Origin of the sequence: Rhodococcus erythropolis NBRC 15567, from assembly GCF_001552595.1 — a bacterium.
Taxonomy (GTDB): domain Bacteria; phylum Actinomycetota; class Actinomycetes; order Mycobacteriales; family Mycobacteriaceae; genus Rhodococcus_F; species Rhodococcus_F erythropolis.
In genome coordinates this window covers 93484-108339 of record NZ_BCRM01000018.1, presented here as the reverse complement: position 1 = coordinate 108339, position 14856 = coordinate 93484, and the positions used below count along the sequence as shown (strand labels likewise).

Sequence of the window (14856 nt, the reverse complement as noted above, 5' to 3'; positions counted from 1 at the left end):
AGCGAAACGATGCAGGACTACCCTGGTGAATCGTGACCTCACACTATGACGTCGTTGTCCTCGGAGCCGGCCCCGGTGGGTACGTCGCTGCTATCCGCGCGGCACAACTGGGCCTGAGCACCGCCATCATCGAGCAGAAGTACTGGGGCGGTGTATGCCTGAATGTCGGCTGCATTCCGTCCAAGGCGCTTCTCCGTAACGCCGAACTCGCGCACATCTTCACGAAAGAAGCGAAGACGTTCGGCATGTCCGGAGACGTGTCCTTCGATTTCGGCTCCGCTTTCGATCGCAGCCGCAAGGTCGCGGACGGGCGAGTCAAGGGCATTCACTTCTTGATGAAGAAGAACAAGATCCCGGAGTACGACGGCAAGGGCACGTTCGTCGACGCCAACACCATCAGCGTGGAGCTGAGCAAGGGTGGCACCGAGACGATCACGTTCGACAACGCGATCATCGCGACGGGTTCGTACACCAAGCTGCTGCCCGGCACCTCGCTGAGCGAGAACGTAGTGACCTACGAAGAGCAGATCCTCACCCGTGACCTTCCGGGTTCGATCCTGATCGTCGGTGCCGGCGCGATCGGCATGGAGTTCGGTTACGTCCTCAAGAACTACGGCGTCGACGTCACGATCGTCGAGTTCCTCGATCGGGCACTGCCCAACGAGGACGCCGACGTCTCGAAGGAAATCGCCAAGCAGTACAAGAAGCTCGGCGTCACCATCAAGACCGGTGCCGCTGTGCAGTCCATCAGCGACGACGGCAGCAAGGTCACCGTCTCGATCAAGGACAACAAGTCCGGCGAGATCGAGACCGTGGTCGTCGACAAGGTTCTGCAGTCCGTCGGCTTCGCACCGCGCGTGGAGGGCTTCGGTCTCGAGAACACCGGTGTCGCGTTGACCGATCGCGGCGCCATCGCGATCGACGACTACATGCGCACCAACGTCCCGCACATCTTCGCCATCGGTGACGTCACCGCCAAGCTGCAGCTCGCGCACGTCGCAGAAGCTCAGGCTGTCGTCGCTGCCGAGACCATCGGCGGCGCGGAGACGCAGACACTCGGTGACTACCGGATGATGCCGCGTGCGACGTTCTGCCAGCCGCAGGTCGCCTCGTTCGGTTTGACCGAGGAGCAGGCCAAGGCCGAGGGCTACGACGTCAAGGTCGCGAACTTCCCGTTCGCCGCCAACGGCAAGGCACACGGTCTCGGTGACCCGACCGGTTTCGTCAAGCTGATCGCCGACAAGAAGTACGGCGAACTGCTCGGCGGGCACCTCATCGGACCGGACGTTTCGGAACTGCTGCCCGAGCTGACCTTGGCCCAGAAGTGGGACCTCACGGTCAACGAGTTGGCACGCAACGTCCACACCCACCCCACACTCAGTGAGGCACTGCAGGAAGCGATCCACGGCCTCGCCGGCCACATGATCAACTTCTGACGGCAGGGCCTTCGGCCCCGTGCGCCTTTTCGGTCGTTCGCACTACCGGAAAGGCACACGGGGTTTTTCGTCTTTTGTGTCGAGTTGTGTTGCGAAACCGCCATCTGAGGCCTTCGAGTCGGGGTGTAGGCGCGCAACGCATTAGCGTCCCGAGTCGACCATCCGGCTTTCGAAGGACCACTCATGAAAACTCGTTCCGTACTGCTCGCGGCTTGCGTCGCGCTGACGCTCTCCGCCTGTGGAACCTCAGGTGACTCCGGATCGGACACCGAAGCTTCGGGTGCCGCCGAGGCGGGGGCGTTCCCCGTGACCGTCGACCACGCCTACGGTTCGACGACGATCGACGCGGAGCCTATCCGCATCGTGACCATCGGATGGAGTGGCCAGGATGCGGTGATCGCGCTGAACAAGGTTCCGGTCGCCATGGAGAGCTTCTCCGGCGACGGCATCGAGAACAACATCCTGCCCTGGGACGCTTCGCGTCTGAACGGTGCCAAGCCCGTTCTCATGACGACCAATCCCGATATCCCGTTCGAGCAGATCCTCGGGCTCGATCCCGACGTGATCCTCGCCGTCTACTCCGGCATCGACGAGGGCGAGTACAAGCGCCTCAGTGACATCGCGCCGACCGTCGCGTTCCCCGACCAGCCGTGGGATACCGCGTGGGACAAGCAGATGAGCATGATCGGGGCAGCGCTCGGACAGCCGGCGCAGGCTCAGACGCTGATCGACGAGACCGGGGCGTACTTCGAGAAGCAGGCCGCTGATCACCCGCAGTTCCAGGGCAAAACCGCAACGTATGCAATGCGCACCGACGAGGGCCTGATCGTCTTCTGCGGCACCGACCCGCGGATCCGTCTTCTCGGCCAGCTCGGGGTGAAGACCTCGCCCGGTGTCGACGCAGTGTGCACTTCCGGCGACAGTTCGGTGTCCGTGGGCATGGAATCCATCGACACACTCGACGCCGACGTCTTCATTCTCGTCGACGCCGACGGCACCAACCTGGACAAGCTGATATCCTTCGGTCCGTTCGCGAACATGACCTCGGTGTCGAACGGCCGTCTGGTTCGTCTGGTCGGAATGGACTACGCGATGGCTACGTCCGCTCCGACGGTGCTGAGCGTTCCCTACGCATTCGACGAGTTCATCGCTCAGCTTTCGGACAAGTTGAGCTGATTCCGAGCGTCGTACGACGCTTGTGACGCAACGATTTTCGGAACCTGCGACTCGAGTAGTTCGATCAGGGCCGTGATCTTTGCGGCGACGTCGGCGCCGAGTTCGGTCAGGCTGTATTCCACTTTGGGCGGGATGGTTTCGAGTACCTCACGGTGCACGAGGCCATCCCGCTCGAGTGTTTGCAGGGTCTGCGAGAGCATGCGCTCGCTGACTCCGTCGACGCGTCGGCGCAGGGCACTGAACCGGTACGGGCCCTCGTTCAATGCCGCCAGCGCGAGTGCGCCCCAGCGTCCGGTTGCATTCTGCAATGCCGCCCGAGAGTTGCACCCGCGAGCGAAGACGTCAGCCTCGAGCGTTGGGTCCACGACGTCGGCATTCGGATCAGGGGTCTGGGCAGCACGTGAAGGTGAGTCGGTGCTGGTCATGAACCCAGGCTACTACTGCACGATCCCATAGCGCTAACTCGACGTGTTGCACTTACGAAAAATAAGTGCATGATGGTTGCAGAACGCATTTACGCTTCAACCTGGATCGGGAGTTCGCATGAGCATTGCAGTCACCGGCGCAACCGGAAACCTCGGACAACTGGTAGTCGAGTCGTTGATCGAGCGGGGAACCGCCGCGTCCGACATCGTCGCTGTCGTCCGCAATCCACAGAAGGCGGAAAGCCTCGCCGCCCGCGGAGTAGTTGTACGTCAAGCGGACTATGCCGATGCCTCGGCGTTGGAAACCGCATTGGCGGGCGTCGACAAGCTGGTGCTGATCTCGGGAAGTGAAGTGGGGTCACGGCTCGCGCAACACACCAACATCATCGACGCGGCGAAGGCTGCCGGCGTCGGATTCATCGCCTACACGAGCATCTTGAATGCTCAGGACACGCCGATGAAGCTTGCTGCCGAGCACAAGGCGACCGAGGACGTGCTCACTCGGAGCGGTATTCCGTTCGCGCTGTTGCGCAACGGTTGGTACTGGGAGAACTTCACCAACGACCTGGCCGGTGTGATCGAACGCGGCGCACTGGTCGGTGCGGGAGCGGAAGGCAAGATCGCGGCTGCGGCGCGTGCGGATTACGCCGACGCCGCAGCAGTAGTCGCGACCACCGATGGTCATGAAGGTGCAGTGTACGAGTTGGGCGGTGACGAGAGGCTCACCTACGCCGAATTGGCCGAGAAGATCAGCGAGTTTGCCGGCAAGCCTGTCGCGTACCAGTTCGTGAGCGAGGACGCATACAAGGGGATTCTCGAGAGCGTCGGCCTGCCTGCCCCGGTCGCAGAGATTCTCGCGGATTCCGATGCTGCAATTGCCAAGGGGGCGTTGGACACCGAGTCTGGTGACCTGCAGAAGTTGATCGGCCGCAGCAGCACTCCGGTGGCTGAGGTGTTGAGGAAGGCCTGACCTGCTGTGCGCCTTTATTAACCGCGGGCGGTTAATAAAGGCGCACAGGGGGTTATCCCATGTGGACTGCACCCTCGGCGGGCAGATCACCCTTCTTGGCGCGGACCAGAACCAGCACTACCGGTGCGATGATCGCCAACAGGATTGCCGCCCAACCGAATGCGGCCGAGTATCCGGACACCTCGGCGCCGAAGAAGTAGTCCGTCATCGAGGCGACGAAGTCCTGCACCGGCTGGGGGAGTAGCGCCAATTGGTCCCCGGTCGGGATGGTCGCATTCGACATGTCGACAGGAATGCCTTCCGGCGGGATTGGCGCCGCGTTGTCGGCGGTGAAGGCCGACTTGGCCGAAGCGTAGATCGTGGTGAACAGTGCGGTTCCGAGTGCGCCGCCGATCTGCAGGGTGGCGTTGACCAGGGCACTGGCAGCGCCGGCGTCGTGGTCGGGAACGCCGATCAGTGCGAGGTTCTGCATCGGCACCATCAGCAGGCCCAGTCCGAAGCCGAAGATCGCGAGGCCGGGGAACACGTGCGTCCAATAGGAGCTGTGTACCTCGATCTGGGTCAGCATGAGCAGTCCTACTGCGGCCACCAGCGGGCCGGCGACCATGAGCGCCTTGGGGCCGATCTTGGTGGACAACTGCGCTGCGATGGTCGATGCCAAGACGATGAAGAATGCCATCGGCAGCGATCCGACGCCGGCCATGACCGGGCTGAATCCGAGCACGATCTGCAGGTAGAACGTCAGGTACAACGTGCCGCCGAGCAGGGCGGCGCCCACCAGCATGGAGCCGATCAGAGCAGCGCCGCGATCACGATGCCACGGAACGCTCAGCGGTAGAAGCGGATTCTTGCTGCGGCTCTCGACGACCACGAAGATGGCGAGGAAGACCAGGCCCAGTGCGATGAACAGCAAAGTGTCTGCCTGACCCCAGCCGTGCTCGGCGCGTGTGAATCCGTAGACCAGTGAGCCGAGCCCCAGGGCGATGAGGACAGCGCCGGGAAGGTCGTAGCTCGTGTCGCCGTGCGCTTTGGTTTCCTTGACGATCGGGACGGCTGCAGCGATGGCGATCAGCGCGATCGGGATGTTGACGAGCAGGCACCAGCGCCAGTCGACGTACTGCGTCAGCACTCCACCGAGGAGCAGGCCGATGGCAGCGCCACCGCCGGAGATCGCGCCGTAGACGGCAAAAGCCTTGGCGCGCTCCTTCTCTCCGATGAAGGTGGTGGTGAGCATCGACAGCGCAGCGGGCGCGAGCAATGCTGCGAAGACGCCCTGGCCGGCGCGGGCGATGAACAGTTCGATACCGCTCTGCGCGATGCCGCCGATGCCGGAGGCAACCGCGAAGCCCGCCATGCCGACGATGAAGGATCGCTTTCGGCCCCAGTAGTCGGCGATACGTCCGCCGAGGAGCAGCAGCGCACCGAACGCCAAGGCGTACGACGTGACCACCCACGCGCGGTCAAGGTCGCTGATGCCCAGTTCCTCCTGGGCTGCCGGTAGGGCGATGGAGACGATGGTGCCGTCGAGCACCACCATGAGTTGAGCGAACGCGACGATGCAGAGCACCAGCCAGCGACGTTGATGATTCGGATTCTCGGAGACAGCCGGGATCGGTGGCAGAGTGCCGCCGTCGACGTGGGACGTGGTGGTCATTGGAAAAAGGTATTCCAGCCTTCTCAGGTGAGTCAAACGAAATAGTTCGTTCGGTTACCATCATCACTATGGCTCCCACTGACGTGACCGCGACGAAACAGCGAATCCTCGACGCTGCGCAAGAAGAATTCGGTACCTACGGGCTTGCCGGTGCGCGCATCGATCGGATTGCGAAGAACGGAAACGCCAGTAAGGAGCGCCTCTACGCCTATTTCGGTGACAAGGTCGCGTTGTTCCACGCGGTGCTCGACGTCGACTTCGAGCAGGCGATGGAGTCCGTCGAGTTCACCGGTGAAGACATGCCCGCGCATGCCGTCGAACTGTTCGACGCAATGCTCGCCAAACCACAGATTCAACGGATGATGATCTGGGGTCAATTGCAGGGTGAGGCACCACGGATGAAGAAGCTGGCCGAGGAACATTCCAGCTGGGTTCCGCGAATGGCCACGATCCGCAAGGCTCAAGAAGACGGCCTCATCTCGAAGCACTGGGACCCCCAGGACCTGATCACGATGCTGTTCGGCCTCGTGTTCGGTTGGGTAGTGGCCCCCGGTGTGGCCGACAACCAGAACGTCGACGCCGACGAGATCGCGCGCCGCCGTGAAGTGGTGCGCGAGGCCGTCACTCGAATCTGCAAGCCCTGACTGTCAGCGAGAGAGGTACGCGGCCCAACCGCCGTAGTCGGTGATGTCAGCTGCGCCGTTTACGGCGTCATGAGTGCAGCTGAAACCGACTGTCGTTCTGCCGTCCGATAACTCGACGCTGGTGAGCGCCATCGGTGCAGGCAAGGCGGCGAGGAACGTTCCCAGCCCGGCCGGTGAGATTCGGAAGATCTCGCCGACGACCGGTGCGCCGAGTCCAGGGCCACGGCGTACCAGGCCGGGCTTCGGTGGCGTCGTGTCGAGAGCGAAGAGCCGGTAGGCATCCGAGGTCGTGACGGTTTCGACGTACCGCGCGCCGAGGTCGACCAACTGTGTGTTGAGGGGTTGCCCGCGCAGGTGAGCGCCGAATACTGCGAGGTCGATTCCGGTATTGACGAGGGCGGGTGAAGGCACACCACCGAGTCGCGCAGCGAGGTCGATGGCGATCTGGTCGTCGAAAGCGGGTACGACGAACATGACGCCGAACGGGTGATCTTCGGCAGTGCGGTGTCCGGGCGCCGCGACGGCCGCCATGTCGAGCAGGTTGCAGAAGTTGGTGAAAGTTCCCATCCGGCGGTTGATTCCGAACGCATCCTCGGTCACGGCGGCGATCGTCGGATGTTCGGTGGTGGTGGGAAGCAGCAGGGCGTCGAACCCGGCGAGGAGTGCCCGGGCAGCTGCCTTGGCGCGGGTGAGAGCGTCGAGATCGTCGACTAGCTGGTATCCGGTGGGGTGCTTCGCGCCGAGCACGATGTCGGACACCGCGGGATCTGCTCCGGCAGGGCGGGTTTCGAGGAACTCGCCGGCAGCGGCGTACCGCTGCGCCACCACGGCGCCGTCGTAGAGCAATCGGGCCGCGTCGAGCAGCCCGGAGATGTCGACGGTCTCGGTCTCGGCGCCGCCGGCTACCAGAGCAGTCACAGTGTCCTGAAATGCTGCCAGATACGACGGGCTAAGTTGAGCGAGATCCTCGATTCGGGGGACCGCGACGCGGGGATTCGGCGCCGCCGCGAGACGAACGTCGGAAGGCCAGACGCGGCTGCGGGGATCTCGAGGTTCGTGGCCGACCATGATTGCCGCTGCCGCGGTTGCCGATTCGAGGTCGCCGGCGAACACCGTCAGAGCGTCGTAGTCGATGCAGGCGGGCACTACTCCGTGGACGGGAATGACACCGAGCGAAAGCTTCAGTCCGTAGATCCCGTGAAATGCCGCCGGTACCCGGCCGGAACCGGCGGTGTCGGTGCCGATTCCGATGTCTGCAATCCCCAGCGCGACAGCGACGGCGGATCCGGAGCTACTACCGCCCGAGATCAACTCTTCGTTCCAGGCGCAGCGAACGGCTCCGTACGGACTACGCGTTCCGACCAGCCCGGTGGCAAACTGGTCCAGATTGGTCTTCCCCAGAACAACAGCGCCGTGCTCGATCAACCGTGCAACGGCACTGGCAGTTTCGTCCGGCGCATACGCGAATTCGGGGCACGCCGCTGTGGTCGGCAGACCGGCGACGTCGACGTTGTCCTTGACGGCGACCAGACGCCCAGCCAGAGGAAGATGCTCGCCCGCGGCGATTCTGGCTTCGGCCGAGGCGGCATCGGCAAGCACATCTTCCTTGCGGCGCAACGTGATCCAGACTTCGGGGCGATCTACTTCCTCGATCCGCTGGAAGGCCTGCTCGACCCGGGCTGTCGGGGTGAAAACTTCTGCTGCGATGGTCATGCTGTGTACTGCTCCGATCAGTCCGTGATGGTGGCGAGTGAGAGCGCGGTGATCGCGCGGGTCACCCGGTCGAGGACGACGTCGAGAGACTCGCCGATGTGCTGGTGCAAAAGCGTGCGGGCCTCGGGCAGATTGCCGGCACGTAGTTCTTCGAGGATTCGAATGTGCTCCGCGATCGAGGTGTCGATGCGGCCGTTGACCATGAAGTCGTACATCCGAACGTGCCGGATACGGGAATTCACCGACAGCAGCGACGCGACCAGTTCATTGTTTCCCGACGCCCTCAGTACGGCGACGTGGAATTCCTCGTCCAGTTCGACGAACCCCGGTTCCTGAGCGGGCGGATCGAGAGCCAGGGCACGCCACCGCACCAATTCGTCGTCGAGGATTGTTCGGTCGTGCCGGATCGTCGGATCTGCGATCGCCCGGGTAATTCCTTGTAGTTCCAGAGTGATTCGGAGTTCGTACAGGTCTCGGATCCGCGGGATGCTCGGGCGCACGGCGGAGAACCCGTATTCTTCCCGGCGCAGGAGTCCATCGGCGCACAGCATCGTCAACGCTTCCCGTACTGGTGTGCGAGAAATGCCGAAACGCGTGGAGAGTTTCGGTTCCGTCAGGCGCTGATCGAACCCGATGGTCCCGTTGACCAGTTCGGTGCGTAGTTCCCGGTAGACCACCTCACGCAGTGGCTCCGGCGCCGTATTCATCCCTGTCGACATACCTGTATACGCTATTGATCAGGTGTTTCGTCCAGATGTCTTCGGGTAAGAGCTGAGTTACGGCCGCCGCGGAACTTCAGGAGAAGTCGCGCTGAACCCGCAAGGTTCCGATCGTGGTGGCCAGGCCGTCGTACTGAGTGACCAGCAAGGTGAATTCGATCAACCGACGATCGTCGAGATGCTGCGAGAGCGTTCCCCACGTGTTGTCGGTGATGTCCTTGGTGGTGACCAACTCGTCGACCGCAGTCAAGATCGCACGGTGACGCGGACTCAACTCGGAAGCGCTAGGGCCCTCGATGATTCGGGCCAGTTCTTCTGCGTCGATTCCGGCTTTGCGGCCGAGCCTGATGTGGTGATCCATCTCGTAACCGCAGTCCCGCAGGTGCGCGACCCGCAGGATGATCAGTTCGGTGTCGTGGCGAGAGATCTTGCCGCCGGGCATGAGTGAGCCGGAGTAGTGCAGCCAACCGCGGAAGAGCCCGCCCGTGCGCCCCAAGGTGCTGAACAGATGCGCATCGGGTGCTCCGGCAGCCTTCGACAGGACACGCCAGATTCCCCAGTTGATCGGACCGAGGTCCTTGAATCGGCCGGGCGGGATGCGGGGGTTCATGCGACTCCACGGATGTGAGAGGGACGGAGGTCGATAGCTCGTTGCGCGATGTGGCGAACCGCAGCGCTGCGGCGGGGCGCGTGTACGCGTGACTTCCGGCCGACGATACCGCGCTCGAACGCGTCGACGGCGTCAGCGACGGTCGTGGTGCCGGCGCTGGCGAGGGTTCCGCGAGCGCCGTCGAAAGAGAGTGCGGTGGTATCGGTGTCGATGTCTCCGATATACGCGACGCCCACCTTGGTACCAAGGTGTTTCATTTCCAGGCGCAACGCGTCACCCAACGCTTCGACACCGGCGCGCGAAGCACCGAACGGTCCGCGAAATGGGTGCTTCGCCGCGCCGTGGGCCGAGGCGACCACCAGGGCGTAACCATCTTCGTGACTGATGTGGGGCCCCGCTGCGCGCAGGGTGTAGTACGTGCCCATGAGGTTGACTTCGACTGCGCGACGCATGTCTTCGACGTCTCCGCCGAGGATCGACGAATTCGCCTCGACGCCGGCATTGGCCACGACGACATCGATGCCTCCCAGCCTCTCAGCGATGCAGTCGACGCCGCGAGATACCTGCTCGGGATCGGCGACATCGCACAACTGCCACGGCGCGCGGCCGCAGGAAGTGGCGACTTGCTCGAGAAGTTCCGGCTCGAGGCCGAGCAGTCCCACGGACGCGCCACGGTCGTACAGGCGTCTGGCCAGCGAAGAACCGATATTGCGGGCAGCGCCGGTGATCAGGATGCGCCGACCCGTCAGATCGTCGCCACTGCTCTTGGCCGATTCGGCCTTGCCCGCCTCGCTCTTGCCCATGTGCTGTGTCCCTACGCAGTTACCTTCTGGTCCTCCGACGCTAACACCGCCGGGTAGCTGCGACTGCAAGTACCGCCAACTCCGTCCGAACGGGTGTTCAGACCGATGCGGCTTCGAGACGCGGATGTGGCGTGGAAGCCTGGGGTGACCGCAATCGACGGAATCGGACCACGGCAACGACGGCGGCAACAGCGGCGAGGATCACCAACGGCAGTGACGGACCCATCGTGGGTTCGATGACAACCAGTAGCACCGGCAGTCCGAATCCGAGATAGGTGCCGACGTAGAAGATCCCGGTCAAAGCGCCCCGCGAGGCCGGGGGAGCCAGCGACTCGAGGTCGAGCAGTCCCTCACGCAGACACAGTCCGTAGGCCGTACCGAGGACGAGCGCGCAGACGATGAACAACCCGAGCGCGGGGTGCGCGCCGCCGACTGCGACCAGGCAGTATCCGAGTGCCGCCAGTGCGGCGCCTGTCGTGCCGGCCTGAGGACCCCAATTGCGATGGCGCGCAGCGGTTTGAACCAGGATTCCAGCACCCAGAGTCAGCGCCGCGGCGAAACCCGGAAGGAGAGGACCTGAGTAGCGGTCCCCGAGCCTGGCCGTCATGGTCACGAAAGACACTGTTGCGCTGGCGAACACCCATGGAGCCAACGGAAGTGCCCAGAGCAGTGCGACCTTCACGCCGGTTCCCGACCGCTCTGCGCGGTCGGGAACCGGTGTGAACGTCGCAGCCTTGGTGGGAGCAGGAGTACGACTCCACGAGGCAGCAGCGGCAACCGAACCCACCGACAAGACGGCCGAGACGACAAAGGGCGTAGCGAGTGGGAAGGCGGCAAATTGTGCCAACAGACCCGAAAACAGTGGTCCCAGTGCAAAACCCGAGGTGAGTACGACGCCCGCCATCACGGTTCCGGACTTACCGCGAAGGTCAGCTGCCCACGCGGTACCGGCGCCGATTGCCAGACCGGCACCGATACCGACTACGAGGCGCCCGACCATGAGCCCGGGCGCGTCGTGCCAGAGAAGAAGAATCAAGGTTCCGAGCGAGGCTATGAGTGCTCCGGGAAGGACGACTACAGCTCGGCCGACGCGGTCCGACACTGCTCCACCGGTCAACAGGCCGGGTAGGAGTCCGAGCGCATAGATACCGAAAACACCGTCGAGCACGGTATGCGAAAGGCCCTCGTCCACCCGGAGAACCGGGATGAGCGAAGCAAAGTGGTTGGCGGCCCAACCCGTCGAAAGTAGTACGGCCAGTACTGAGATGAACCCGCGACGGGATGGATCGCCCATACCGGCAGCTTAGGCGGGCACCAGATCGCTCACGTCGGCGAGGAGTTCGAACGTGCGCAACCATGCCTCGCGGTTGGTGCCGGTCGACACCGTGATCAGCTCGTCGGCCTGCGCATGCTCGGTGAACTCGTCGAGGTACGCACGCACCTCGGCGGGCGTGCCGATGGCGCTGTACTTGGTCATTTGCAGAACCTGCTGACCGGCGGGGGAGTCGAGCAGCATGTCCGCTTCGTCGTCCGTGAACTTGCGTCCACGCCCGAGAAGAAGACTGACGCGCGAACGCTTGGCTGCGAGGAAGTCCTGCTGAGCCTGCTCATGGGTGTCGGCGGCGATGACGTTGACGCCGGCGATGACGTACGGCTCCGCCAACTGCTCCGACGGCTTGAACTCGCGTCGGTAGATTGCGACGGCGTCGCGCAGGGCGTTGGGGGCGAAATGCGAGGCAAATGCATACGGCAGACCGAGCATCGCGGCGAGCTTGGCCCCAAACAGCGACGATCCGAGGATATAGAGCGGAACGTGAGTGCCCTTACCGGGAACGGCATTGATTCCGGGGACGCGCGAGGTGTCGCCGAGGTAGCCCTGAAGCTCGAGTACGTCCTGCGGGAAGCTGTCCGAAGAACTCGGGTCGCGTCGCAAAGCCTGCATCGTCTTCTGATCACTACCGGGCGCGCGGCCGAGACCGAGATCGATTCGACCGGGGTGCAAAGTCTCGAGGGTGCCGAACTGCTCGGCGATCGTCAGCGGTGCGTGGTTGGGCAGCATGATTCCACCGGCGCCGAGGCGGATTTTGCTGGTGTTCGCGGCGACGTGGCTGATCAGAACGCTGGTTGCCGAAGACGCGATGGAACCCATGTTGTGGTGCTCGGCGTACCAGATTCGCTTGTAGCCCCACTCCTCGGCACGCTGCGCCAAGGTCACGCTGGCGTCGAAGCTGTCTTTGGCGGTTTCGTCGTCCCCGATGTGGGCGAGGTCGAGGATGGAAAGTGGTACGGCCATGGAGGTGGAGCCTTTCTCAGCGAATAGAACGCAAGCGTCGTTGGAAGGTGCAACCATCTGGCCGGCTTTCCTATTTCCCCCTGGTCAACGCCCACAGATGGCGGCGAGGAGGAGAAGGCGTCAAGTCTTTGTCTCAATTTCGGTCATTTCGGATATTTCGGGTGAAAGTGGGGGCTAGATTTCCCGAATCGGAGGTTCTTTCGCATTCCAAGTGAATCGAGACCAGCATGGCCACTGATCGGAAGGCTGTAAACAAGCGCAAAGTACGTGCATTACTAGCCGGAGGACTTGTCCTCGGTATCGGCGCCGCGGTCACCTTGGCAGCGTGGACAGACAATGTTTTCGGCGACGCGCAGTTCAAGACGGGAAGTTGGAATCTCCAGGGCAGTTTCGACGGACTGACGACCTGGGGTGAGTATCAAGTCGACGCTTCCGCCGGCCACTTCCAATTCAGCACGGGATTCAACACACTCGCACCCGGAACGACGGTATATGCGCCGGTAGCGCTACGGATCGGTCCCACGGCCAGCACTTTCGGCGCGACGGTACAACTACTCGGTGCGACGGGCGGTGATGCCGATCTCAAACCCGCCCTGCGGTACTCGGTGTATCGAGGTGTCTCCTCCACGGCCTGCACGGCGGCGGGAATTGGAGCAGGCACAGCATGGGTGGGCACGACAGCTAGTCCGGTGGCCTTGACGGCAGGTTCGGGTTCGGATGTCGCCTTGCTAGGCACGGGTGTGCCGGTCGAACTGTGCTTCGCGGTCACGCTGCCCGCCGGAGTCGACCCCTCGATCGTGTCGGGCAAGGACACCGGGCGCTTGCTCTGGCAGTTCACCGGCCAGTCCACCCCCTGACGCCTGCGTGGTCACACGGCGAATGCGTCAGGTGTACGCACTGGCGGCCTCGGGACTCGTCCTGGGTATCGGTGCAACCACCGTGGCTGCCAGTTGGGTGGACAGCACGATGGGCGATGCATCGTTTCGCACCGGAACCTTCGGAATCGAGTCGAACGTCGGCGGTGGATGGTCGTCGCATGCATCCAGTGCCCCTGGCATTTTCACGTACACACCCTCGGCGCTCCTGATTCGCCCCGGTGCGTTCTCGTACGGCCCGATATCTCTTCGAACAGTGCCGGTCTCGCCGGCAGCATCCGTCACTCTGCAGGCGGCCACGGTTGCCGGCGACTCCACTCTGGCGTCGGCGCTTCGGTATCGGGTGGTCAAGTCGACGACCTGTGATGCGTCAGCCTTCTCCACGGGAACACCACAATTCGTGGTGGGAAGTGCGACGGTGTTTCCGTCGCTCTCAACTGGTTCCGCAGTCGGGGCCATCGCGCTACCCGCCGGTGGAGCGTCCCCGGGCGCCGCGGTGGCGCTGTGCTTCGAGATTTCGCTGCCCGGAACCTCGGCTAATTGGAGTAACTCGGCGTTGATCGGTAAAACGGCAACTCCCACTTGGCAGTTCAGTGCAACACCCTGAAGGAGCTGCAATGCCAACACATGCCCGGGCAACACATGTCCGGACGAAGAAGCGTTCGGTCCCCACGATCATCGGGGACTGCATCCTTCAGGTTCTCGCTGCCGGTGGGGTTGTTTGTATCGCTTTGGTGATCTGTGCCGTCGCCTTCGACATCACACTGATCATGTTCAAGACCGGATCGATGTCGCCGACCATTCCGACCGGATCTCTGGCAGTTGTGCGGGAAGTACCGGCAGATTCCGTCGAGGTGGGCGACGTCGTCACCGTCGATCGGGGAGTGTCCGAACTGCCGGTGACCCACCGGGTCGTCTCCGCTCGTACCCAGGACAACGGCATCACGATTCTCGATCTCAAGGGTGATGCCAACGCTTCGGCTGATCCCGCGGTATACGAGGTCACCACGGTCCGAAAGGTGCTCTGGCACGTTCCGGGATTGGCGCGGGTGATCGTCTACTTCTCGAATCCTCTTGTTCTGGGGGCGATCACGCTGACCATGGCCGCTTTGGTGGTTGCGGTATTCTGGCCGCGCAATACCGATGACGACGATGATGCCGAATTGGCCGAACCGAAAACCGAACCCATTCAGGTTCTTCTACCGCCGGACGGCGGGAGGCAATGAAGCGTCGCCACCTGTTCTCAGTCATCGTATTGGCAGTTGCGGTTGTTCTGGGCTCCGGTTTCTCGTCTCACCCGCTGTTCGGAGAGACCGAAGCGGCGTGGACAGACTCCGAACACGTGACCGGTCCGATTTCCACCGGTTCATGGACGACGAGTGGGTACGGCAGAGGCGCCGGCGGGCTCGGGTTGTCCAGTGGCGGAATCGTGATAGATCTTTTCGGCAGTTCGATGTTCGAAGGTGTCTCACAACAGAACACGATTGGAAAGGACCTGGACACAACCAATCTTGTGGTTGCAAAGCTGCTGGGCGTCA

15 protein-coding genes are annotated in these 14856 nt (G+C 63.0%); 7 read left to right on the top strand and 8 right to left on the bottom strand.

Features of this window, described 5'->3' with window-relative positions:
• Positions 1-32: 32 nt before the first annotated feature.
• Together lpdA and RE4_RS21375 are read left to right on the top strand one after the other, a co-directional pair.
• Positions 33-1436 carry a dihydrolipoyl dehydrogenase gene (lpdA, locus tag RE4_RS21380; RefSeq protein ID WP_003941477.1) on the top strand — a complete coding sequence of 468 codons (1404 nt, stop codon included), beginning with the start codon at positions 33-35 and terminating at the stop codon, positions 1434-1436.
• A 183-nt stretch (positions 1437-1619) separates the two neighbouring features.
• Complete coding sequence (locus RE4_RS21375; RefSeq protein ID WP_060939300.1) at positions 1620-2612, top strand: iron-siderophore ABC transporter substrate-binding protein; 993 nt, start codon at positions 1620-1622, stop codon at positions 2610-2612.
• Here the strand turns inward: RE4_RS21375 and RE4_RS21370 are convergent.
• Complete coding sequence (locus tag RE4_RS21370) at positions 2588-3037, bottom strand: winged helix-turn-helix transcriptional regulator (protein WP_007735410.1); 450 nt, start codon at positions 3035-3037, stop codon at positions 2588-2590. The two genes, RE4_RS21375 and RE4_RS21370, sit on opposite strands and share 25 nt — an antisense overlap.
• Before the next feature lie 118 nt (positions 3038-3155).
• On the opposite strand from RE4_RS21370, the gene RE4_RS21365 reads away from it, so the two are divergent.
• The gene (locus RE4_RS21365) at positions 3156-4007 is read left to right on the top strand and encodes an SDR family oxidoreductase (protein ID WP_029254805.1); all 852 of its coding nucleotides are present in this window, start codon (positions 3156-3158) and stop codon (positions 4005-4007) included.
• Between the two features lie 52 nt (positions 4008-4059).
• Here RE4_RS21365 and RE4_RS21360 read toward each other — a convergent pair whose 3' ends face one another.
• Positions 4060-5661 carry an MFS transporter gene (locus RE4_RS21360; RefSeq protein ID WP_060939299.1) on the bottom strand — a complete coding sequence of 534 codons (1602 nt, stop codon included), beginning with the start codon at positions 5659-5661 and terminating at the stop codon, positions 4060-4062.
• A 68-nt stretch (positions 5662-5729) separates the two neighbouring features.
• Here RE4_RS21360 and RE4_RS21355 point away from each other — a divergent pair, with 68 nt between their 5' ends.
• Positions 5730-6305 carry a TetR family transcriptional regulator gene (locus tag RE4_RS21355; protein WP_019744460.1) on the top strand — a complete coding sequence of 192 codons (576 nt, stop codon included), beginning with the start codon at positions 5730-5732 and terminating at the stop codon, positions 6303-6305.
• A 3-nt stretch (positions 6306-6308) separates the two neighbouring features.
• Here the strand turns inward: RE4_RS21355 and atzF are convergent, their stop codons facing one another.
• From atzF to RE4_RS21325, 6 genes are all read right to left on the bottom strand, one after another.
• The gene (gene atzF / locus RE4_RS21350; RefSeq protein ID WP_060939298.1) at positions 6309-8018 is read right to left on the bottom strand and encodes an allophanate hydrolase; all 1710 of its coding nucleotides are present in this window, start codon (positions 8016-8018) and stop codon (positions 6309-6311) included.
• A gap of 17 nt (positions 8019-8035) precedes the next feature.
• A complete protein-coding gene (locus tag RE4_RS21345) occupies positions 8036-8737 on the bottom strand; it encodes a GntR family transcriptional regulator (protein WP_024487732.1) in 702 nt (233 codons plus the stop codon).
• 76 nt (positions 8738-8813) lie between these two features.
• Entirely contained in the window at positions 8814-9347 is a 534-nt protein-coding gene (locus RE4_RS21340; protein ID WP_060939297.1) for a carboxymuconolactone decarboxylase family protein, read from the bottom strand.
• Positions 9344-10150, bottom strand: a complete 807-nt coding sequence (locus RE4_RS21335; protein ID WP_060939296.1) for an SDR family NAD(P)-dependent oxidoreductase — start codon at positions 10148-10150, stop codon at positions 9344-9346. The genes RE4_RS21340 and RE4_RS21335 overlap by 4 nt, the downstream gene beginning before the upstream one ends.
• 97 nt (positions 10151-10247) lie before the next feature.
• Positions 10248-11444, bottom strand: coding sequence for an MFS transporter (locus tag RE4_RS21330; protein WP_060939295.1), 1197 nt, complete (start codon positions 11442-11444; stop codon positions 10248-10250).
• A gap of 9 nt (positions 11445-11453) precedes the next feature.
• Positions 11454-12443: an LLM class flavin-dependent oxidoreductase gene (locus tag RE4_RS21325; protein ID WP_020906723.1), complete on the bottom strand. Its 990-nt coding sequence runs from the start codon at positions 12441-12443 to the stop codon at positions 11454-11456.
• Between the two features lie 227 nt (positions 12444-12670).
• Here RE4_RS21325 and RE4_RS21320 point away from each other — a divergent pair, with 227 nt between their 5' ends.
• The 3 genes from RE4_RS21320 to RE4_RS21310 are packed head-to-tail and all read left to right on the top strand — an operon-like array spanning position 12671 to position 14544.
• On the top strand, positions 12671-13300 hold the full coding sequence (locus RE4_RS21320; protein WP_019744453.1) for a SipW-dependent-type signal peptide-containing protein: 630 nt from the start codon (positions 12671-12673) through the stop codon (positions 13298-13300).
• A 7-nt stretch (positions 13301-13307) separates the two neighbouring features.
• Entirely contained in the window at positions 13308-13925 is a 618-nt protein-coding gene (locus RE4_RS21315; RefSeq protein WP_020906724.1) for a hypothetical protein, read from the top strand.
• A 10-nt stretch (positions 13926-13935) separates the two neighbouring features.
• Complete coding sequence (locus tag RE4_RS21310; protein ID WP_021333892.1) at positions 13936-14544, top strand: signal peptidase I; 609 nt, start codon at positions 13936-13938, stop codon at positions 14542-14544.
• Positions 14545-14856 lie beyond the last annotated feature (312 nt).

What these genes read in the sequence shown, in the direction of transcription:
- RE4_RS21375 (WP_060939300.1), top strand. Translation starts at nt 1,620, where the DNA reads ATGAAAACTCGTTCCGTACTGCTCGCGGCTTGCGTCGCGCTGACGCTC.
- RE4_RS21370 (WP_007735410.1), bottom strand. Translation starts at nt 3,037, where the DNA reads ATGACCAGCACCGACTCACCTTCACGTGCTGCCCAGACCCCTGATCCG.
- RE4_RS21365 (WP_029254805.1), top strand. Translation starts at nt 3,156, where the DNA reads ATGAGCATTGCAGTCACCGGCGCAACCGGAAACCTCGGACAACTGGTA.
- RE4_RS21360 (WP_060939299.1), bottom strand. Translation starts at nt 5,661, where the DNA reads ATGACCACCACGTCCCACGTCGACGGCGGCACTCTGCCACCGATCCCG.
- RE4_RS21355 (WP_019744460.1), top strand. Translation starts at nt 5,730, where the DNA reads ATGGCTCCCACTGACGTGACCGCGACGAAACAGCGAATCCTCGACGCT.
- atzF (WP_060939298.1), bottom strand. Translation starts at nt 8,018, where the DNA reads ATGACCATCGCAGCAGAAGTTTTCACCCCGACAGCCCGGGTCGAGCAG.
- RE4_RS21345 (WP_024487732.1), bottom strand. Translation starts at nt 8,737, where the DNA reads ATGTCGACAGGGATGAATACGGCGCCGGAGCCACTGCGTGAGGTGGTC.
- RE4_RS21340 (WP_060939297.1), bottom strand. Translation starts at nt 9,347, where the DNA reads ATGAACCCCCGCATCCCGCCCGGCCGATTCAAGGACCTCGGTCCGATC.
- RE4_RS21335 (WP_060939296.1), bottom strand. Translation starts at nt 10,150, where the DNA reads ATGGGCAAGAGCGAGGCGGGCAAGGCCGAATCGGCCAAGAGCAGTGGC.
- RE4_RS21330 (WP_060939295.1), bottom strand. Translation starts at nt 11,444, where the DNA reads ATGGGCGATCCATCCCGTCGCGGGTTCATCTCAGTACTGGCCGTACTA.
- RE4_RS21325 (WP_020906723.1), bottom strand. Translation starts at nt 12,443, where the DNA reads ATGGCCGTACCACTTTCCATCCTCGACCTCGCCCACATCGGGGACGAC.
- RE4_RS21320 (WP_019744453.1), top strand. Translation starts at nt 12,671, where the DNA reads ATGGCCACTGATCGGAAGGCTGTAAACAAGCGCAAAGTACGTGCATTA.
- RE4_RS21310 (WP_021333892.1), top strand. Translation starts at nt 13,936, where the DNA reads ATGCCAACACATGCCCGGGCAACACATGTCCGGACGAAGAAGCGTTCG.